The 18,818-nt window shown below is 53.2% G+C and carries 18 protein-coding genes; 7 read left to right on the forward strand and 11 right to left on the reverse strand.

Annotation, left to right across the window (positions count from 1 at the left end; translation table 11 throughout):
- Positions 1-68 precede the first annotated feature (68 nt).
- The 3 genes from FE783_RS08150 (at position 69) to trhO (ending at position 2,997) form a co-directional block, all read left to right on the forward strand.
- Entirely contained in the window at positions 69-530 is a 462-nt protein-coding gene (locus tag FE783_RS08150; protein ID WP_138878864.1) for a MarR family winged helix-turn-helix transcriptional regulator, read from the forward strand.
- 14 nt (positions 531-544) lie between these two features.
- Positions 545-1,816: an MFS transporter gene (locus tag FE783_RS08155; RefSeq protein WP_138878865.1), complete on the forward strand. Its 1,272-nt coding sequence runs from the start codon at positions 545-547 to the stop codon at positions 1,814-1,816.
- A 266-nt stretch (positions 1,817-2,082) separates the two neighbouring features.
- On the forward strand, positions 2,083-2,997 hold the full coding sequence (trhO, locus tag FE783_RS08160; protein WP_138878866.1) for an oxygen-dependent tRNA uridine(34) hydroxylase TrhO: 915 nt from the start codon (positions 2,083-2,085) through the stop codon (positions 2,995-2,997).
- A 94-nt stretch (positions 2,998-3,091) separates the two neighbouring features.
- On the opposite strand, the gene FE783_RS08165 is transcribed toward trhO, so the two are convergent.
- From FE783_RS08165 to FE783_RS08180, 4 genes are all read right to left on the reverse strand, one after another.
- Entirely contained in the window at positions 3,092-3,481 is a 390-nt protein-coding gene (locus tag FE783_RS08165; protein WP_138878867.1) for a YmaF family protein, read from the reverse strand.
- A 69-nt stretch (positions 3,482-3,550) separates the two neighbouring features.
- Positions 3,551-4,123 (reverse strand): sulfite oxidase-like oxidoreductase, encoded by a 573-nt coding sequence (locus FE783_RS08170; protein ID WP_138878868.1) that lies wholly within the window; start codon positions 4,121-4,123, stop codon positions 3,551-3,553.
- Between the two features lie 225 nt (positions 4,124-4,348).
- Complete coding sequence (locus FE783_RS08175) at positions 4,349-5,815, reverse strand: SulP family inorganic anion transporter (RefSeq protein ID WP_138878869.1); 1,467 nt, start codon at positions 5,813-5,815, stop codon at positions 4,349-4,351.
- Positions 5,816-5,972: 157 nt separating this feature from the next.
- Positions 5,973-6,821, reverse strand: a complete 849-nt coding sequence (locus tag FE783_RS08180) for a helix-turn-helix domain-containing protein (protein ID WP_158301678.1) — start codon at positions 6,819-6,821, stop codon at positions 5,973-5,975.
- Between the two features lie 196 nt (positions 6,822-7,017).
- Here FE783_RS08180 and FE783_RS08185 point away from each other — a divergent pair, with 196 nt between their 5' ends.
- The 3 genes from FE783_RS08185 to FE783_RS08195 all read left to right on the forward strand — a co-directional run bounded on the left by FE783_RS08185 (position 7,018) and on the right by FE783_RS08195 (position 9,942).
- Positions 7,018-8,295, forward strand: a complete 1,278-nt coding sequence (locus FE783_RS08185; protein ID WP_138878871.1) for an ABC transporter substrate-binding protein — start codon at positions 7,018-7,020, stop codon at positions 8,293-8,295.
- An 18-nt stretch (positions 8,296-8,313) separates the two neighbouring features.
- Positions 8,314-9,180 (forward strand): sugar phosphate isomerase/epimerase family protein, encoded by an 867-nt coding sequence (locus FE783_RS08190; RefSeq protein ID WP_138878872.1) that lies wholly within the window; start codon positions 8,314-8,316, stop codon positions 9,178-9,180.
- 66 nt (positions 9,181-9,246) lie between these two features.
- Positions 9,247-9,942 carry a histidine phosphatase family protein gene (locus tag FE783_RS08195; RefSeq protein WP_138878873.1) on the forward strand — a complete coding sequence of 232 codons (696 nt, stop codon included), beginning with the start codon at positions 9,247-9,249 and terminating at the stop codon, positions 9,940-9,942.
- Between the two features lie 104 nt (positions 9,943-10,046).
- Here FE783_RS08195 and FE783_RS08200 read toward each other — a convergent pair whose 3' ends face one another.
- On the reverse strand, positions 10,047-10,970 hold the full coding sequence (locus FE783_RS08200) for a Gfo/Idh/MocA family protein (protein WP_138878874.1): 924 nt from the start codon (positions 10,968-10,970) through the stop codon (positions 10,047-10,049).
- Positions 10,967-12,271 (reverse strand): MFS transporter, encoded by a 1,305-nt coding sequence (locus FE783_RS08205; RefSeq protein ID WP_238402940.1) that lies wholly within the window; start codon positions 12,269-12,271, stop codon positions 10,967-10,969. The genes FE783_RS08200 and FE783_RS08205 overlap by 4 nt, the downstream gene beginning before the upstream one ends.
- A 134-nt stretch (positions 12,272-12,405) precedes the next feature.
- Here FE783_RS08205 and FE783_RS08210 point away from each other — a divergent pair, with 134 nt between their 5' ends.
- Positions 12,406-12,951, forward strand: coding sequence for a hypothetical protein (locus FE783_RS08210; RefSeq protein WP_138878875.1), 546 nt, complete (start codon positions 12,406-12,408; stop codon positions 12,949-12,951).
- A 91-nt stretch (positions 12,952-13,042) separates the two neighbouring features.
- Here FE783_RS08210 and FE783_RS08215 read toward each other — a convergent pair whose 3' ends face one another.
- From FE783_RS08215 to FE783_RS08235, 5 genes are all read right to left on the reverse strand, one after another.
- A complete protein-coding gene (locus FE783_RS08215; protein ID WP_138878876.1) occupies positions 13,043-14,056 on the reverse strand; it encodes an aldo/keto reductase in 1,014 nt (337 codons plus the stop codon).
- Positions 14,057-14,110: 54 nt separating this feature from the next.
- Entirely contained in the window at positions 14,111-15,481 is a 1,371-nt protein-coding gene (locus tag FE783_RS08220; protein ID WP_138878877.1) for an ATP-binding protein, read from the reverse strand.
- A gap of 323 nt (positions 15,482-15,804) precedes the next feature.
- Positions 15,805-17,232 carry an anti-sigma factor domain-containing protein gene (locus FE783_RS08225; RefSeq protein ID WP_138878878.1) on the reverse strand — a complete coding sequence of 476 codons (1,428 nt, stop codon included), beginning with the start codon at positions 17,230-17,232 and terminating at the stop codon, positions 15,805-15,807.
- A 4-nt stretch (positions 17,233-17,236) separates the two neighbouring features.
- The gene (sigI, locus tag FE783_RS08230) at positions 17,237-18,031 is read right to left on the reverse strand and encodes an RNA polymerase sigma factor SigI (RefSeq protein WP_138878879.1); all 795 of its coding nucleotides are present in this window, start codon (positions 18,029-18,031) and stop codon (positions 17,237-17,239) included.
- Positions 18,032-18,169: 138 nt separating this feature from the next.
- On the reverse strand, positions 18,170-18,604 hold the full coding sequence (locus tag FE783_RS08235) for a hypothetical protein (protein ID WP_138878880.1): 435 nt from the start codon (positions 18,602-18,604) through the stop codon (positions 18,170-18,172).
- Positions 18,605-18,818 lie beyond the last annotated feature (214 nt).

The raw sequence follows: 18,818 nt of genomic DNA on the forward strand, positions 1-18,818 counted from the left end.
ATTGACACAATTAGTTGCTTTGAATATAATTGTTAAGTCAACTATTTATCCGAAAGCAGGTTAGACCTATGTCGAAAACATCGGACAACCCCAATAGATTGGACCGCTCCGCAGGCTTTATGATGGGCGTCACTTCCCGCAAAATCACCCAACTGTTCATGCAGAGACTGAAGCCGTACGACATTACTCCCGAGCAATGGATGGTCTTGTACTGCATTCAGGAGAAGGACGGCATGATTCAGAAAGAGATCGCGAGCAGAGCTTGCAAAGACAAGCCTACAACGACCCGCATTCTTGACATGCTGGAGTCGAAAGGGCTGATCACGAAACAAACGGGACCAAGCGACCGGAGATCCTTTCTCGTCTACGCGACGGAGAAAGGCCGTCAATTGATCGCGCAAACCGAAGAAATCGAGAAAACAACGGTGGAGGACGCCACCTCCGGACTGAGCGGTACCGAATACGACCAGCTCATTGCCTTACTGCGCCGGATCGGCGACCATATCGACTGTTTAACCGACAAAGAATAGGAGTGTACGTTGCAATGCCACAGCCAGAATCCCACTCGCCGTTAAATCCTTCTATATCGGTGCCCCAACTATGGACCCGTTCTTTTATTGTGCTGACTTTAAGCTATTTTCTGTTGTTCTTATGTTTGCAAATGCTGCTTTCCCCGCTTCCGACTTATACGAAGGACCGGTTTGATCCGGGAGATTTTACGGTCAGCCTCGTTACGAGCTTGTTTGCGCTTGCAGCCATCGCCTCACGATTCCTGACAGCGGGCTTGATGAGACGGGTGCATCGCAACGTGCTGCTTTTCTGCGGACTCGCCATCGCCGCCGGAGCTACGGCCGTCTATTCGTTCGCGGAATCGATCGAGGCGCTGCTGCTTTTGCGTATCGGCTTCGGAGTCGGCTTCGGGATCGCAAGCACGATTATGCCGACGCTTGTTTCCCAAATCATCCCGCGGGGCCGGATCGGAGAAGGGATCGGTTACTTCGGCTTATCGACCAGCCTGGCGATGTCGTTCGGTCCGCTGATCGGCTTGTCGATGCTGGACGACTACGGTTTTCCACCATTGACCGTGCTCGGCACCCTTTCGGTTGCTTTTATTATTCCGCTGCTGCTCGGCTTTCGTGCGATTCCGGCCCAGCCTGCCAAGCCGGCGATGAACGGTGCCGCCGCCGCGAACCGCACGAAGGCGCCCTTTAACGCCAAGCTGCTTGTACCCGCGTCCTTGAACGTTTTGCTATCGATCACCTACGGCGGACTGCTAAGCTTCCTCGCCCTGTTCGGCAAGGAAGTTCATCTTGGCCATGTCGGCTTATTCTTTTTATTTAACGTCTTTACGATTCTCATCGTCCGACCCATATCCGGGCGGTTGTTCGACAGCAGGGGACATTCGGCGGTGTTGATTCCGGCGGCGATTCTGATTTTCATAAGCTTGACCCTCCTCTCGTTCGCCGATAATCTGCTTCTCCTGATCGTCTCCGCCCTGATTTACGGTCTCGGCTTCGGGGCAACCCAGCCTACGCTTCAAGCGTGGATGCTGCGCGACTCCGCGCCAGAGCAGCATGGGACGGCCAACAGCCTATATTACAACGCTACGGATCTCGGCGTCGCCGCAGGCGCGATGGCGCTCGGTATCGTGGCCTCCCATACGGGCTACGCGATCATGTACCGGTACTCCGCCTGCTTCATGCTGATATTTCTGCTCGTTTATTGCACGTATAGGCTTGCCGCCGGCAAACAGGACAAGCCGGCCCCCGTTTTGTCCAGAGAGCCGAAGACCGTTTCTTTTCGGACCGAGAAATAAACGAGTGGATCGTATGCATTCGCAGCAAATGGCTATCCTAGTCATGAATGCGTTACGTCTATTATCCCTGCGTGTACCCCTGGTCTGTCGCTGCCATGCACTAAAATGCAAAATAAGCTGCATAGCGTTTCAGGCGCGCCACGCGCGCCTTTTTCCTATCTCCGGGCAATCGTCGTGACCTTTACTTTGCATACTTAAATATTGACTATGTATGTTCAGTGAGCTATTATGAAGGTTAAGCTTTGAATAGAAAGGTGAATTCTCTCATGAAAGATTACCGCATCTTACTCTTCTATAAATATATTCCGATTACCGACGCCGCTTCCTTCGCGGCTGAACATCTGCAGTACGCCAAGGAGCTTGGCATCAAAGGACGGATTCTCATCGCCGACGAAGGGATCAACGGGACGTTGTCCGGCACCGTAGAGCAAACGGAACGCTATATGGCGGATATGCGCCGGAACCCTCTGTTCGCGGATCTCGTCTTCAAGATCGAGGAGAGCGATTCTCATGCGTTCAAGAAGCTGTTCGTCCGCCACAAGCAGGAGCTCGTCACGCTGCGCTACGAGAGGAAGCTCGATCCCGTCACGGAGGGCGGCAAACGGCTGAATCCGAAACAATTTCACGATTACATGCAGCGGGACGATGTCATCATCCTCGATGGACGAAGCGGCTATGAGTACGATCTAGGCCATTTCCGCGGCGCGATCCGACCGGACTTGGAAGCTTTCCGCGAATTCCCGTCATGGATTCGGGAGAACATGTCCGAGCATAAAAATAAGCCGATCCTCACTTACTGCACCGGGGGGATCCGCTGCGAAATGTTGACGGCCGTTCTGCTGAACGAAGGGTTCCAGGACGTCTTCCAGCTCGACGGCGGCATCGTTACGTACGGGCAGGACCCGGAAGTACAAGGTAAAGGCTTCGACGGAAACTGCTACGTATTCGATGAGCGTATCTCCGTGCGGATCAATCAAACAAACGAACACCTCATCGTCGGCAAGTGCCACCACTGCGGACAATCGACCGACCGCTACATCAACTGCGCGGACGACAGCTGCCACCACCAGCATCTGTGCTGCGACGAATGCCTGACTACGAGGAACGGCTATTGCTCGGCGGAATGCGAGCGGCACGATCAGGAGCATACGCTTCCGGCAAAAGCTGTAGCAACGAAGTAAAGCTGTGGAAGGAGATTCCACAGCTTTTTTTATTCTATTCAATACTATAGTTACGTATTCATGACGCCGCTTGCAAGAAAATGGAAAAATATCGTTACTTTACACGTTGCCGCACGATTTTCTCGATAATCAATCGGTGTCCGACCATCGTCCCGAGCCTTATGAGGCCTGTCGTTCTGCCGGAAATGATATGCCGGTGTCCGTCTGCAATATTCGTCTGGATTCGAAAGCGGTGAAAATGGTTCGGACCCGTACCGATATTGAGACCTGTTTGCCCCGAATACGTATGCCGGTGCCCGTCGGCGGTAGTCGTTATTCCCCGGAACGTATGACGGTGTCTTCCGTCCTCGGGAATGAACAAATCCGTCAAATTGCCAAAAGCATGTCTATGCCCTTCCACCCGCGAGGTTAAGCCCTCCATGCGATGCCTGAATTGCACGGGCCCCCCGTTTCCTCTTCTCTGCCGAATTTTCGCCACTACCATCAACCTTTCTAATAAGGGATGGTAATAGAGTATGTATGTGATCCCGGACTGGTTTGGATGAATGTCTGTTTAGTCAAAATCATAGCGCTCTTCTTTGAACGGATCTCCATACATGTGGTAGCCGTTCTTCTCCCAAAAACCCGGCTTGTTCTTGGCCATAAATTCGATCCCGCGCAGCCATTTCGCACTCTTCCAGAAATACAGGTGAGGCACGACCATTCGTACCGGGTAGCCGTGCTCCGGCGATAAAATGCCGCCGTTATGCTTGATGGCGAACAGGCTCGTTTCGCGCATAAAGTCCTCGATCGGCAAGTTGGTCGTCCAGCCGTGCTCGGCGTGCAGCATGACGAACTTGGCCTCCGGTTTGAGCTTGACCCGCTGCATGATCGTCGATACCGGCACGCCTTCCCATACGTTGTCCAGCTTCGACCAAGTCGTGACACAGTGGATGTCGTTATGGAACTCCTGCATCGGCAGCGCCATGAATTCTTTGTATGTAACCTTCACTTCTTCTTCCACCAGCCCGAAAATGCGCAAGTCCCATTTGCTCATATCGCGGTAATAGGGGATGTCGCCGTAATGGAGGACGGGGAAGCCTTGGGTCAACGTCTGGCCGGGGGGAACGCGATAGTCTATGCTCATCTCGAATACCTCCAATATCGTTCAAACCCTTTTTTGTATAGTATACACCTTCTGCCGATTTCATCCGCCGCTTTTGGCAAAATAACCCCATAAAGTGGAGCCTTGCTTCGAAGATTAGTCCAAATCCTTTGCGGGGACCCCGAAGTTATAAACTCTAGTATTTAAAAAAGAAACCGTCGATTCATGAATCGACAGTCTCCTATGCCCGCTCATGCAAAGTTCCGTTCAATGCCCCGAAGGCGAGGCAAGGCCGACCCGCTCCACCAGCTTCCGGCTCTCTTCGTTCAAGCCGACGATCGTCACCTGCTTATTCAACTGCTTGTATTTCAGCGTCGCTTTGGAAATGGCGGTTACAGCAGACTGATCCCATACGTGCGAGGAGCCGAAATCGATCACAACCGATTCGGGATCGTTCCGATAATCGAACAGCTCCACGAAATGCGACATCGTGCCGAAGAAGAGCTGCCCTGTAATCCGATATCGCTTCGTCCCGTTCGCTTCCATAGCGGCGTGCGCCTTGATTTTTGCCGATTTCCAGCCAAATATGACCGAGCTTAGTACGACTCCGGTTAGCACCCCGATTGCCAAATCGGACGTGGCCACGACGACGGCTACCGTAATAATCATGACAAGCGCGTCGCTTCGGGGCGTTTTGGCCAAATTCCGCAGCGAGCTCCAATCGAAGGTGCTGAACGAAACCATAAACATGACGCCTACCAAAGCGGCCATCGGAATTTGCTTTACGACATCTCCCAGAACCAGTATCAGAAACAATAAAAACACGCCGGCGACAAAGGTGGACAGTCGCGTTCTACCTCCGGACTTCACGTTGATCACGGTCTGGCCGATCATCGCGCAGCCCGCCATTCCGCCGAAGAAGCCGGTAAACACGTTGGCGATCCCTTGGCCGCGAATTTCTTTGTTTTTGTCGCTCTTCGTCTCGGTCATTTCATCGACGATCGTCGCCGTCATCAGCGTCTCGGTAATGCCCACGATAGCCAGTGCGAGCGAATGCGGCAAGATGTGCCACAGCGCTTGGAGCGTCACCTCAATATCCGGAATGCGGAAAAACGGCAGCGCCTGCGTAATTTCACCCATATCCCCGACCGTGCGCACGTCCAGACGCATCGTCACCGCCACGATCGTCATGATGACGATCGCGATCAGCGGAGAGGGCACCGCTTTCGTAAGCCTAGGCAATCCGTATACGATAGCAAGCGTCCCGATCAGAATCAGGTACATGTAGCTGTTCGCGCCTTGGAAATTCGGGAACTGCGCCATAAAAATTATGATGGCTAGCGCATTCACAAAGCCGGTCATAACCGAATGAGGGATGAACGTAATGAATTTGCCGAATTTCAATACGCCCATGACATACTGGATAACCCCGGTCAAAATCGAAACCGCGAATAAATATTCGATCCCGTACTTCGCAATAATCGGTCCCATCAACGACGCCATGGCGCCGGTCGCGGCCGAAATCATGCCCATCCGTCCGCCGACGATCGAGATCGTGACGGCGATAATGAATGAAGCGTACAGCCCTACCATCGGATCGACTCCGGCCAGGATCGAGAACGCTATCGCTTCCGGTATTAGAGCGATCGCCACGGTCATCCCCGACAAAATATCTTTGCGGGGACTCGACAACCACTCGCTTTTCCATTTTTGCAACAACAAAACAAGCTTCATCTCCTTCGGATTCAGATGATGACTTTCCACTCTCAGAAAAGTCGGGGCCGATGTTCACAATTGTAGATTATACAGAAAAAAGGGCGGTCCCTCTAGCCCTGAAACGAAAAAAAGCCCCACAAAGTGGAGCGGAACAATCGGGTAAACGCTTGTCCGTTCAACCTCCCCCTTGCCGGCGAAGGCCGTTCGGCGACATACCGAAGCTGCGGGTGAAAGCCCGGGTGAAGGAATAAATATCGGGATAACCTACGGACAAGGCAATCTCTGTGACGGACAAGGAGCTTTCCAGCAGAAGCTGCCTGCTCCTGTCGAGCCGCATCCGGATCAAATACCGTGAAGGAGGGACCCCTACCTCCTTCGTGAAAATTTTGGACAGGTACGTACGGTGCAGCCTCACGTATTTGGCCACATCGTCCACCGTAATTTTCTCCGCGTAATAAGCATGGATGAAGTCCAGACTTTTGCGTACCCAATCGCTCGGCGTATGCGGAGGCTCGTAGTCTTTGTCCGGCATCAGCTTGCTGAATATTCGGTACATGAGGCTGTACATCGTCATCAGCTGCTTGCGGCTGTCCCCTTTGCACCATTGGAATATTTGCTGCAGCACGATCTCCATATCTTTATCCACGCTGGCCCGCCGGTACGGCTTATCCTCCGCAAATCCGGTCATCGTGAGAATTTGCCGCGCCTGATGGCCGTCGAACGTAATCCATGTCATCCTGAGCGGCTGCTCGCCCGGCACAATCTGATAAGAGTAAGTCGTATTCGGGAATTTGCAAAATATATCCCCTTTGCGCAGAACGACGTCCCGCCCGCCGTAGAACAGCTGCACTTGCCCCTCCCGGATAAAATGCATGTTGCAGTACGGGGTTTGCCTCGGACCGTTCCTGTAGTTCGGCTTCGCGATATTGTTGCCGATGCGCACCGGCCATACGCCGCCCAGCTCATCGAAGCCGTCCGGCTTGTAAAACCAGATGTCGACGAATTCCACCGCTGTTTCCTGCATCGTCTCGCCCCCCGACATGATGAAAGCGCATACCCTACGAAATGCCAAAAAGAGACTACTTCGTGATATTTCCTATAGCGGCATTAACGGCTATGATTCATATATCGGCCGAAGCAAGCATGTTCATGCATGATCGTATCTGTTTTTCGTTCAGGTGTACAGATTCCTTGATATCGATTTTAGCGGAGGGGTTCATGTGAGTAAACAAGGTACGTTTGCGTTAGCGCTTTCCCTTCTTGTTGTGCTTGGCTTCACCGGCTGCTCTTCGGGCGGCGGCGCCACATCCGGCGAGACCGGCAAGCCGGCTCCGGCCAAGGATCCGGACCCGGTCACTTTGAAGCTGTTCACGCATCAGCCCATGACCGCGGCCGATTTCCAACTGCTCATCGCTGATCCGGTGAAGAAAAAGTATCCGTATATTACGGTCGAGCTGCTTCCGTTCAAAGCCACGGATATCGAGAATGCGGTGGCGGCCAAGGAACAGATCGACCTGATCACGATCTGGAACGGCAATATCAATCCGAACCGGGAGCTCGGCATCTTCGGGGACATTACCCCTCTTGCCAAAACGGCGGGCTTCGATCTGGGGCGCTTCGACCAGGAAGCACTGAAGACGCTCCGATCGTTGTCCGACAAAGGAGAATTGTACGGATTGCCGTACAATATGCAATTCAATGCTCTATACTATAACAAAGATATTTTCGATAAATTCGGAGTTCCGTACCCGCAGGACGGCATGACGTGGGACGATGCGCTGCAGCTCGCGAAGCGTCTTACCCGGACGGAGGACGGGACGGCGTACAGCGGGCTCGGGATGGACTCGTGGAGCCGGCTGACCTATCCGTTGTCCCTCATTCCCGTCGATGCGAAGACGAACTTGTCGGCGGTGAACAGCGACTTGTACCGGAAAGCGTTCTCCATGGGCAAACAGCTATTTTCGATTCCGGGCAATGCGGCGAACTTCACGACGAACGATTTTATTAAAGAAAAGAAACAGGCGATGATCGCCAGCGTCAATTTGCTGGACCTGCTCACCAAGTCGGATCTGAACTGGGATATCGCCCAGTTCCCGAGCTACAAGGAGAGTCCGAACGTCTACGGCATGTACGACCTGCATGTAATCGCGATCAGCAGCACGAGCAAGTATAAGGAAGCCGCGATGAAGGCGCTGGAAGTGCTGTTCACCGACGATAACCAGAAGATCAGCACGCGGAACACAGGTAGAGTGTCCCTGCTGACCAATCCGGACATCCGCAAGGAATTCGGCGCAGACAACCCGGCTCTGAAAGACAAAAAGCTAAACAGCATTTTCAAAAGCAGACCGGCCTACGCTCCCCCGTTCTCCAAATTCCAAAGCAAGGGCAGCGAAATCGTGCTCAAGCATTACAAAGACTTTCTTGCCGACAAAAAGGACCTCAATACGATGCTGCGGGACGCCGAAGAAGAAATCAATCAATATATTAAAACCCAATAACCAGGAGGGATTTCAAAGATGAACGTGTCTACCTCGTTGAACGTATTCGATGCCGGCATATCCCGGCCCGAGGCAGTTCGCAGATGCGCGGCAGCCGGATTCAGGTCGCTGGATATGAACTATTGGGATTTCCAGAAGCAGGTGCTGCAGATGAGCGTGCAAGAAGAAGAGGCTTGGGCTCGGGAGATCCGAGCCAGCGCCGACGCTCACGGCGTCCGCTTTACCCAAATGCACGGTCCGGTGCACGGGCCCAACTTCTCGAAGCTCGTGCTCGATCTTACTATAGATTCCTACGAGACGCTCGTCGAGAGATCGCTGCGAACCGCCGCCATCTTGGGCGTCCCTTGGGTCGTGTTCCACCCGACGAACGTAACCGGCGAGGAAGGCGAGGAAGGCGAGGCGTACCGGGACGTTCTGGACTTCAACGTCCGTTTTCACCGCAAATTCATTCCCCTCTTGGAGGAAACCGGAGTCGGCATCGCGCTGGAAAACTTGACCGACCGGCGCCATATCCGCTCGTACTTCTCCTTGCCGGAGGAGCTTGCCGAGCTGATCGACACGCTGAATCATCCGCTTGTCGGGGCCTGCTGGGATACCGGCCACGGCCACCGGCAGTCGGTCGACCAGACTGCAGGCATCAGCATCTTGGGATCGCGGCTGAAGGCTACCCATATTCAAGATAACGACGGGGTCGGCGACCATCATATTTTACCGTATCAGGGTACGATCCGCTGGACCGACGTCGTGCAGACGCTCAAGCGAATCGGCTATGAAGGCGATTTTACTTATGAGACGCATAACAGCATCCGCAACTTGCCCGACGGCATCCGTGACGCCGGCTTGAAATACGCGTACGAATTGGGCAATTACGTCATATCGCTGTGACGATCCTCGAAGCGGCAGCGGCATAGAAACAGAGAAGAGAATCCATACTACGGGAGAGAGAACCGCATGAAAATCTATTTGATCCGTCATGCCGAGCCCGATTACCCGAATCAGACGATTACGGCGGCGGGGCATCTGGAAGCGCAAGCATTGGCCGGTCATCTGAGGGAAGTCGGGGTCGACCGCATTTATTGCTCGCCCATCAATCGTGCGGTTCATACGATGCAGTATACCGCCGATCTGCTGGGCATGGAGCCGGTTTTCGAACCGTGGACTCGCGAGCTGGGCTGGCAGGCAACGGATGAAGAAGGACGTCCGATCGCGGCATGGAACATACCCGGGGAGTCGGTACGTGCCCGGAAGCCGTATCCCGGCCATGAAACATGGCCCGATCACGCCTCTTACCGGGACTATGCCGCATTATACGAGACGATCAAGAACGATTCGGATGCCTTCTTGCAGCGTCATGGTTATGCGAGGGAGGAAGGGCGCTACCGGATCGAAGCGCCCAACCGGGAAGCGATTGCGGTATTTTGCCATCTCGGCTTCGGGCTGACATGGCTGTCCCATCTGCTGGAGCTCCCCTTCCCGCTTGTGTGGAGCGCGTTCTGGCTTCCTCCCAGCTCGGTGACGACCATCTTGTTCGAGCAACGAAGCGAGCAGTGGGCCGTTCCCCGGTGCACCGGACTCGGCTGCGTATCGCATCTGCACAAGGCGGGGCTGCCCGTCTCATCCATGGGCTTGATGGCGAACAACGTTTGATAAGAAAATGAAACGGATACGCCGGCCTTCGTACCCGCGATATGCGAGTCGGGACCGGCGTTCTCTTCTGGCGGCCTCTGACTTCGCAATTATCCCGAAGGCCGCTACATCCCGCTCAGCTTCTCGACGAGCCTATGCGTCTCGAGCACTTTGTCCGCCTTGACGATACATTCGTCCGGACTATCCAGCGTTGCGAGAAAGTGATCGACGATTCCGGCGAAGCCTCTCCGGTGGGAAACCGTCTCCCAGCTGCCGAAACGCAGCGTACGTTCCCCCTCCCGCTTGTCGCGCAGAACGGCGGAATCGAGGTTGACGATTTCCGCAGAACGGCCGGCTCCGTGCAGCTCCAGCTTCTCGAGATCCCCTCCGGTCCGGCGGTTCATGCTGACGAACGATGCCGTGGCTCCCATCCGCAAGCTCCCGGAAGCGTGAAGCAGCCTGCCGTCGCCATCCTGCTCGCTTAACCAGCCGGTCACCTCATAAGGCTTCGCCCCGAGCCAAAGCAGCAGATCGATCATATGAATCATATCGTCGTACAACGTTTCTTTCGCAAGCAGCGTCTGTTGGCGGGTCCGATGCTTTTGGGCGATGCACAAGTCGAAGCCTCCCGTCTCCTCCAGCCAGCGCTTCGCTTCTACGTACATCGGCGCGAACCTGCGGTTGAATCCTACGGCAAGCAGCTTGCCGCGCTTCTCCGCTTGCTCGGTCATCCGCTCGGACTCTTCCAGCTTATACGACAACGGCTTGTCTACGTAAACATGAACGCCCCGCTCCAAGCAGGCGGTTACAATTTCGGCATGCGTTTCCGTAGGACTATGCACGAAGACGGCGTCGAGCTCCTGCGCCAGCAATTCGGACAAGTCCGTCGTTCGGCCCGCTATTCGGTACGTTTCGCCGATCCGCTCCGCCGTTTCCTTCGAACGGCTCATGACGGCCGCTATTTCAATCCGGGGATCATGTGCTACGACCGGCAAATAAGCTTTCTGGGCGATATCCCCCAAACCGATAATGCCTACCTTTCTTTTCATGCCTCTCTCCTCCATCCGGCGGCACCTTTGCCGCGCCCCGCTCTATTTGGCTCAAGCAGCACTTTCGAGCCGATCAGTACGGCCACGGTCAGCAGCACCACTCCTATGCCTAGCGATATGCCGAACATTTGCACCCAAACCGGCAAGTCCGCCACGATCCGATATACGGCTCCTCCGCACAACGGTCCGAGAAAGCCGGCAAATCCGGTTAACGCATAGAACACGGCGATAAACATCGGCCGTTCGGCCTTCGGCGTATCGCCCACAACGAAAATGAACATAAGCTGATTAAACCCGCCTACACCGGCACCGACGAGCATATGAATTAGTAACAGCACCGGGATATCGGGCAGAACCGGCAGAAGGCCCCACCCCATACAGGCGGCGGCAATGACCGGCAGCGTCCAGAACAGCAGCGTCTTCGAGCTGAACCTGGCGTTCAGATTGCCCCACATGGAGTAGCCGATCATCATGGCGACGTTCTGCGTCATCGTGGCGATCGCAATCCAGTTATAGCTAAGCTTCATCACATCCAGCATAACATAATTAAAAAACGGAACGGATATGCCCTGTACGAACAGCCACAGCGAAATGAACAGCATTGATTTCACAAACGGGGTATGCCGGAAAGGAACTTTCAGCATGGCCGCCGTCCCTTGCTGCCCCGACTTCTCGAACGGCCGATTCGGATAACGGAAGAAAAAGTAAATGTCCAACACGGCGCAGACGGCGGCGACCATATAGAGAATATGGAAACCCCGAGGCTCCGGCAGCCGATCCAGCACTTGACCGAACACGAGAATCGCGATACAGCCTCCGGCCCATAAAATCGTATTGCGGATGCCGAAGTAACGCCCGCGCACTTTGGCCGGCACCATATCGGCAATGAGTGACGTCCAGAATACCGACCCGACGGCCTGTCCCATAAAGGCAACGATACAAACGACAATGTAGGCGGTCACCCCGTACTCTTTCGGAAACCATAGCGGCACGACGCCGGTCAATACCCACAAGATGCGATGCGTCCCGCATAGCAGGCTGAAGAGCAGCTTCCGGTTCGAATAGCGCTGAATGAGCAGCGCTCCTACGATTTGCAGCATATTGGCCATGCTCGGGATAGCCAGCACGATTCCGACCTGGAACGAGGAAGCGCCAAGGTACAGCAAATAGCCCGTTACGAATGGCCCCCCGAGCAGCTGGAAAATGATGATCGCCGGTATCCCCTCGAATATCGCGGCATTCATGCCGCTGCGGTAGGAGGATGGCTTCCCGCTGCTTCTGCTTCTATGGAACAGCCCCATGTTGTCAGCCTCACTTTGCGCGATCGAATTTCATGCTGCGTACCAACAACTTGCATCTTCAAAGGCATTGACCCGTATGTTATAATAGATAGCGTATTTCGCGAAAGCTCGACATGACTTGGGGGAACCTGCGAATGAAAAACAAATGGTTGCTATTATTAGGTTTGATCGTGTTTGCTGCGTTTTTCATTTCCAGCATTTTGCGGGAATCGCCTCTTCTGCTCTATATCGCCAGCGCCATCCCGATCTTTATCGTCTTTACGATGCCGGATATCAAGACGAGCCAACGTCTTAAGCCCCATATGAAAGGCGTAGAAATTGTCAAGCTGACCGGAAACTCGGGCGAGCCGGAATGGCTGATCGTTACGTTCAAGCCGGGCACGGTATACTGGAACCGCAAGACGTTATTCATTCCTTTCGAAGAAGCGCCTACGGTCCAAATGGTAAATACCGACGATTACACCGCGGCTTTGACCGTGTTGAAATATGATTTGAAAATCCGCCAAAAATCCGGGAAGATCGGAGTTTCGATTCCGAATTTGACGGAACGGACCGCGGGCATGCCTTTTACGGTACACGAAGTAAACAGGCTCATCCTTTCGCTCGCCGATTTCACCGATGCTCCGCAGGCAACCATGCCTGCAGCCGTCGCTTCGCGCAACGTGGAGCTGCAAGCCTGATCGATCAAGAAAAGCGGCCCGCCTATACAAGGCGGGCTTTTTTGTTAGGAAATTAGGCGAAGCCAATTTCTGTTTATACGGGGGCTCGAGATCAGTAGCTGGCGGCTGCCTTCCCGATCACCGATTGCATCGGCAGATGATAAGGACACTGCTTCTGACAAAGCGGCGTTTCCTTGCACGGCTCATAGTCCGCGCAGGACATAATCTTTTCTTTATGCTTTTCATAGAAGCCGTTTCCTTTCGGAAGCAGCCCGAATTCCTTTCTTACGACGCTCGAGATCATCACGTCCGGAATCGGGATGCCGAGCGGGCACGAGCAATAATTGCAGCGCCGGCAATTATGCGTCCCCAGCTTTAGCGCCAAGCTTTCCAGCTCTGCGCGTTCCGCTTCTTCCACTTCCCGCTCCATCGCCGCGATGTTTTCCTTGACTTCCTCCACGCTGACCATACCGGAAATGATCACATGGACGTCTTGACTGTACGGGTAACGGATGGCCTTGTCGACCGGCTGTATGAATCCGCCTGACAGCGGCTTCATCGCCACCCTCCCCATATTGCGCCGGACCATCTCCGGGATGAGCTCGTCCAGAGCGAACGGCTGCGCCAAGTTCAGATGGAACAGCACCTGCTCGAACTGGCCCTTCTGAATCCATTTGGCTATCAGCTCCGGCCGGTGACCCGTAATTCCGATATGCTTCACTTTGCCCGCCTGCTTCGCCTCCAATGCGGCACGGTAAGCCCCGTCCTCTTCCATCGCTGCTTTGAACTCATGCACGTAGTTGACATAGTGAATCTGCAGCAGGTCGATCACATCGGTCTTCATCCGGGTCAAGCTGCGATCGATTTCTTCTTTGGCGGAAGCATAATCGCGCTTATTCGTCTTGGTTGCCAAAAAATATTCATCACGGCGGTGCGAGATGCACTCCCCGATAATTTCTTCGCTATTACGGTAGGCCGCAGCCGTATCGATATAATTAATTCCGTTATCGAGTGCATAGTTGAGCGCGGCCCGCGCCTGCTCCAATGGGACTCCGGGCAAGTTCATCGCGCCGAATCCGAGCGAAGATACGCTTACGCCGATTGTACCGAACGGACGATACCTCATAACCTTCTCCTCTCCAACGACAAAATCGCTTCCACCCCATTGTAGCACATCGCCTTAGCAGAGCGGCAGCGATATTTTGAACCGGGTCCCGCAGCCGACATCGCTGTCGACTTGAATATGCCCTCCGTGATTTTTAATAATCCGGTAGCAAACGGCCAATCCTAATCCCGTACCATCCAATTTTGTCGTAAAAAACGGGTCGAACAGCTTGGCTTGCGTGTGGTAGTCCATGCCCGTACCGTTGTCCTGCACCATGATCATCACTTTCGAGCTCTGCTTGACCGCGGAGATGCCGATCATGCCCCGCTCCGTATGCGTGCTGCCGCCAATGGCGTCGAGCGAATTTTTAACGATATTAAGCAGCGCCTGCTTCATCTGTTTCACGTCAACACATACGGTCAGAGCCGGGTCGATCGGAGAGAGTGAAATGTCGCAGCCTTTGAGAATCGCTTCGCTCTCAAATAGCAGCCCCACCTCCTTCAGCAGGCTGTCGACGTGAACCTCTTTCTTGACGGGTGTCGAAGGTTTGGACGAATTCAGAAATTCATAAATGATATCGTTGGCGCGGTCGATTTCTTCGATCACGATTCTCGCATATTCTTCTTTGCCGAGCTCCACTAAATGGGGACGCAGCAGTTGGATGAACCCTCTGATCGACGTAAGCGGATTGCGTATTTCGTGAGCGATCGCAGCGGCAATTTTGCCGAGCATGGCCAGCTTATCATTCTGGTAGGCGGACTGCTCGATTTTTTTGAATTCGGTAACATCCTTTACGCTGATCAGAATGTCACCGTCCAGCTCTTCCCCGTACGTAGCCGTCACTAGAAAGTGGCGTCCGTGCTCGTCGATCACCTCATGAAATCGCAGCCTGTACAGAAACATTTCCCGGTGCAGCTTGGCGATCAGCTTCCGAAACGAACGCGACAGGCCGGAATAGGAAACGAGCCCCGGCAAGTCCAGTCCGAGCAGCGCTCTGCGGGAAACGCCCAAATACCGTCCCATCAAGACGTTGACGAAGGAGATATACCCTTCGCTATCGAACAGGACGATCCCGCTGTCCATATGCTGTAAAACGTTTTCATACTTGCTGGCGACCGATTGAAACGAATGGTGCGTCTTGAACAGCACGTTCCGAAGCTCCTCGATCATCTGTCCGTTATTGTCCGTATGATGAAACCCGAACCTGTACTGCGCCAGCAATTCCATCAAAAAAACAAAAGACAGCCGGTAATAGCGCAGCGCTTCTTCCGGGTCCACGCTTGCCGCAATCGTATGCATGCTCTGTTCGTGGATATGGACGATTTCTTCCGGCTCTATCGTTTGCAGCGCCGCGCCGAGTGTCGACGCCGGATGCCGGGAGCCGCTGCTGCCGTCTTCGAAATATTGGGTCAGGGCTCTTATGTACTGCATTCTTAGTTCAGACATAGTGACACCTCTTACCTGAATGTTTACGCATTAACGTGCAGCCGGCCTTGCCGGGGTTTTTCCCCGGCGAACTACCAGTATCATAGAGTTAATTCCATATGGCGTCAATCGCAAATAACCGCTAATAAACGCTAATAAGTTAGAACGATGTCGAATAAAAAGAAAAGCGTTCTGCAGCCCCTCCAACCTTGGAACTACAGAACGTGATTTGAACTATATTGCCGACAATTTTCGCTTCTCGGACGCGTGTTACTCCCGTTATGCCCGTTAGCCGGACAAGCCGGAATTCATCGAATCGGTTTTCGTTGCCCTTTGCCCGGAGCTTACCGTTTGTCATCGTCTTTCTTGATGTCGTCGTTCTTCTTGTTATCCTGCTCCTGCTCCTGCTTCTTCTTGTCTTCCTCTTGCTTCTTCTTGTCTTCTTCTTGCTTCTTGCGCTCTTGTTCCTGTTGCTTCTTTCGTTCTTCTTCCTGCTGCTTCTTGCGCTCTTCTTCTCTCTTCTTCTCTTCTTCCTGCTTCTTCTTGTCTTCCTCTTGTTTCTTGCGCTCTTGCTCCTGCTGCTTCTTTCGTTCTTCTTCCAGCTGTTTCTTCCGTTCTTCTTCCTTCTTTTTCTCTTCTTCCTGCTTCTTCTTATCCTGCTCCTGCTTTTTTCGTTCTTCTTCCTTCTTTTTCTCTTCTTCCTGCTTCTTCCGTTCTTCCTCTTTCTTGCGCTCTTCTTCCTTCTTCTTGTCTTCTTCTTTCTTCTTGTCGTCTTTATCCGAGGTCGTCGCAGGCTTCTGGCTCGAATTCGCCGTATTCTTGTTGTCGGTTTTGCTGTCGTTTTTGTTGTCGTTCTTTGCCGAAGTGACCGTTCCCGGTTTGGTCGGATTTTTCTTGTCATCATCCGACTTCGACTTTTCTTTGACCTTTGCGTCAAGCTCGCCCGTTCGTTCGGCTTCCAGCAGTCTCGTCAGCACTTCCTTCATCGGTAGGTCGCTCGAGTTGATCAGCTTGTTCAGGCCGCCGGCATCCTTCGCGATTTTATGTACCGAATCGTCCTTCAGTGCATTCAGATCGATATCGTTTCCGTTGTCTTTGGCGCTTAAGTATACGGCATATTTGCCGGCGGAAACGCCCTTCGTGAGCGCCTCCTCGCGAATGGTAGGCGGGGTTACGAACGCAGTGACTTGAATGGTCGAAGAGGCCTGCGGATGCTTCGTTTCGATATGCTTCGCAACGGTTTCTTTGACAATTTGTCCGAGGCTGCTTTCGTCTATTTTCGCTTCCTCGAACACTTTGGTGCTGGAGATGATCACGTCTCCTTCTTCCTTGCTGAAATACCCCTTTTGCTCCACTTGGTTCAACAGCACTTCCGTTGCGACGGCGAGCGGCTTGCCCGCTACCTTCACATTTTGCAGCAGCAAAATACCGTCATCATTCAGTCCGCGCGCCTCCTGAACCTCGTTATCCTTGTCGATGCCAAACTCCACGCTCGGGTTAATGTCAAGTGTAACATAAGCGACGATCGGCTTGACTCCTTCCAAGTTGCCCCCTAGACCGGTAAAAATGACGATACAGAATAGTACGGCGGCGGTCAGCGCAAACATGGCGGACAATACGGGTCTTTTCAGGCGATACGGAGGAGTGGAGAACAAAACTTCTTCGCCGATCTGGCATACGCGTCCTGTGCGGGGGATTTTCTTGAATTGACCGTCCGGTGTAAGTACGACCAGATCCGCCTCGGTCATTTCCATCACGATGCCTTTGTGCATGTTCTCACTCCTCTCCCGGTTGTTGTTCGGGGATGCTCAAGTAATTCTTCAAATACGGGTAAGGCCCGCTGTATATGAGAGCGACCGCAATAATAAATTTACGGTTGCGCTCCAGCGTCTTCCGGGAGACGTTCACCTGGTCGAGCAGTTCTTTGATCGGCAGCATCTTCTTCGAGAGCACGATGGACATCATCGTTTGATCGCGCGCCAAAAGAGCCCCGATCGAAAATAACGCTTCTCTGGAATCACTGTGCTTGGGAGAGGCATCGACCAAGTCGCTGAAGGAAATCCCGAACTCCTGCAAGCAGCGGTTGAAGTCGATGATTTCGCTTTTTCGTTCTTCAATTGTTTTTTCTTTCTCGTATTGTTCAATCGCCTGATGAATTTCCACAGGGTTGACAATACTGTCCTCATCATCCTCCACTTCGAAGGAACTGTACGGAATTTGTCCCGTAAACCGAGACTCCTTGCGAATAAAATCGATCAGCCTCCGGCGTATGACCGTCTCGGCGAAGCTCAAAAAAGACCTTCCCGATTCCGGCGAAAACTGGTTGATGGCTTCGTTAAAGGCTCCGAGTGCGATGCTGAACTCGTCATCTCGCGACGGATCGATATATCGCTTGCAGAAGCGGCTCGTGACTTTGGCTACGTAAGGCTGGTAATCGGTAATAAACTGATTCCGCAGCCGGATATTTCCGTTCTGAATATGCATCACTTTTCGTTCGGGAGTATCGGGCATATCGGAAGAGTCGTGAGACTGGCGTTTTCCGAGAAACTTCTTGAACAAGACCAACAGCAAACGTTCCACCTCACACTACATGTTTCGAGTCAGCCCCATAAGATGTGGGGGTCAGGAAGACCCGATTCTTGTTATTATAGCACACAATTTTACGTCAGTTGAAAAAAACGTCCCTCCGCCAGGAGGGACGTTTGGCGTTCAGCCCTTCCGGTTGCCGGAGGAGAACGCTTTTTTGTGCAGTTTGTTTCGTCGCTCATTTAACGCAGTCAATCGTTTTTTCAGTTGTAGCTCCCACTCGTCGTCCTTAAGCTGCTTGGCCACCGCGAGCAGATCTAGCGCCATATCGATCTGATCGTGCACCACGTCGGCGGGATCCTCGGATTCGAGGTTGACACAATTGTCGTATAAGACCGCATCGTCTTTATGATCCACGTAATCGTGAAAGTCGACCTCGGCGGCACCGTCTCCATGGGCGTATTCGGCCAATATTTCGTACTCGCTCTCAACCCTATAATGAACCTCGACACGATGGCACACCGGGCAAAACAGCAGCGGAACGTTATGAATATACGTCCCGATGTGCCGCAGCGTTCCTTTCGCACCGATCATACTCGCTCCGCAACAAAAGCTCATCGCCCTGCACCCTCCTTCCCGGTCATCGACAACTAGCGATTTCTATAACGTATTCGCCCTAGGAGGTGAAAATTCCTTTTCTACGGACCCGGCCATTATTAGGAAACTGGGGGGGTTAAGTTTATTGGTTTAGCTGGTTTTCTAGGGGAATTTATATGTTATTATACAGTATAATGAAACCGATTGCTGCGAACACTCGGCTATACAACTTTTT

This window comes from Paenibacillus mesophilus (assembly GCF_005938385.1).
Classification (GTDB): Bacteria; Bacillota; Bacilli; order Paenibacillales; family NBRC-103111; genus Paenibacillus_AB; species Paenibacillus_AB mesophilus.

Bases quoted from the DNA above. Each gene is read 5' to 3' on its own strand.
- FE783_RS08150 (WP_138878864.1), top strand. From the start codon at position 69: ATGTCGAAAACATCGGACAACCCCAATAGATTGGACCGCTCCGCAGGC.
- FE783_RS08155 (WP_138878865.1), top strand. From the start codon at position 545: ATGCCACAGCCAGAATCCCACTCGCCGTTAAATCCTTCTATATCGGTG.
- trhO (WP_138878866.1), top strand. From the start codon at position 2,083: ATGAAAGATTACCGCATCTTACTCTTCTATAAATATATTCCGATTACC.
- FE783_RS08165 (WP_138878867.1), bottom strand. From the start codon at position 3,481: ATGGTAGTGGCGAAAATTCGGCAGAGAAGAGGAAACGGGGGGCCCGTG.
- FE783_RS08170 (WP_138878868.1), bottom strand. From the start codon at position 4,123: ATGAGCATAGACTATCGCGTTCCCCCCGGCCAGACGTTGACCCAAGGC.
- FE783_RS08175 (WP_138878869.1), bottom strand. From the start codon at position 5,815: ATGAAGCTTGTTTTGTTGTTGCAAAAATGGAAAAGCGAGTGGTTGTCG.
- FE783_RS08180 (WP_158301678.1), bottom strand. From the start codon at position 6,821: ATGCAGGAAACAGCGGTGGAATTCGTCGACATCTGGTTTTACAAGCCG.
- FE783_RS08190 (WP_138878872.1), top strand. From the start codon at position 8,314: ATGAACGTGTCTACCTCGTTGAACGTATTCGATGCCGGCATATCCCGG.
- FE783_RS08195 (WP_138878873.1), top strand. From the start codon at position 9,247: ATGAAAATCTATTTGATCCGTCATGCCGAGCCCGATTACCCGAATCAG.
- FE783_RS08200 (WP_138878874.1), bottom strand. From the start codon at position 10,970: ATGAAAAGAAAGGTAGGCATTATCGGTTTGGGGGATATCGCCCAGAAA.
- FE783_RS08205 (WP_238402940.1), bottom strand. From the start codon at position 12,271: ATGGGGCTGTTCCATAGAAGCAGAAGCAGCGGGAAGCCATCCTCCTAC.
- FE783_RS08210 (WP_138878875.1), top strand. From the start codon at position 12,406: ATGAAAAACAAATGGTTGCTATTATTAGGTTTGATCGTGTTTGCTGCG.
- FE783_RS08215 (WP_138878876.1), bottom strand. From the start codon at position 14,056: ATGAGGTATCGTCCGTTCGGTACAATCGGCGTAAGCGTATCTTCGCTC.
- FE783_RS08220 (WP_138878877.1), bottom strand. From the start codon at position 15,481: ATGTCTGAACTAAGAATGCAGTACATAAGAGCCCTGACCCAATATTTC.
- FE783_RS08225 (WP_138878878.1), bottom strand. From the start codon at position 17,232: ATGCACAAAGGCATCGTGATGGAAATGACCGAGGCGGATCTGGTCGTA.
- FE783_RS08235 (WP_138878880.1), bottom strand. From the start codon at position 18,604: ATGAGCTTTTGTTGCGGAGCGAGTATGATCGGTGCGAAAGGAACGCTG.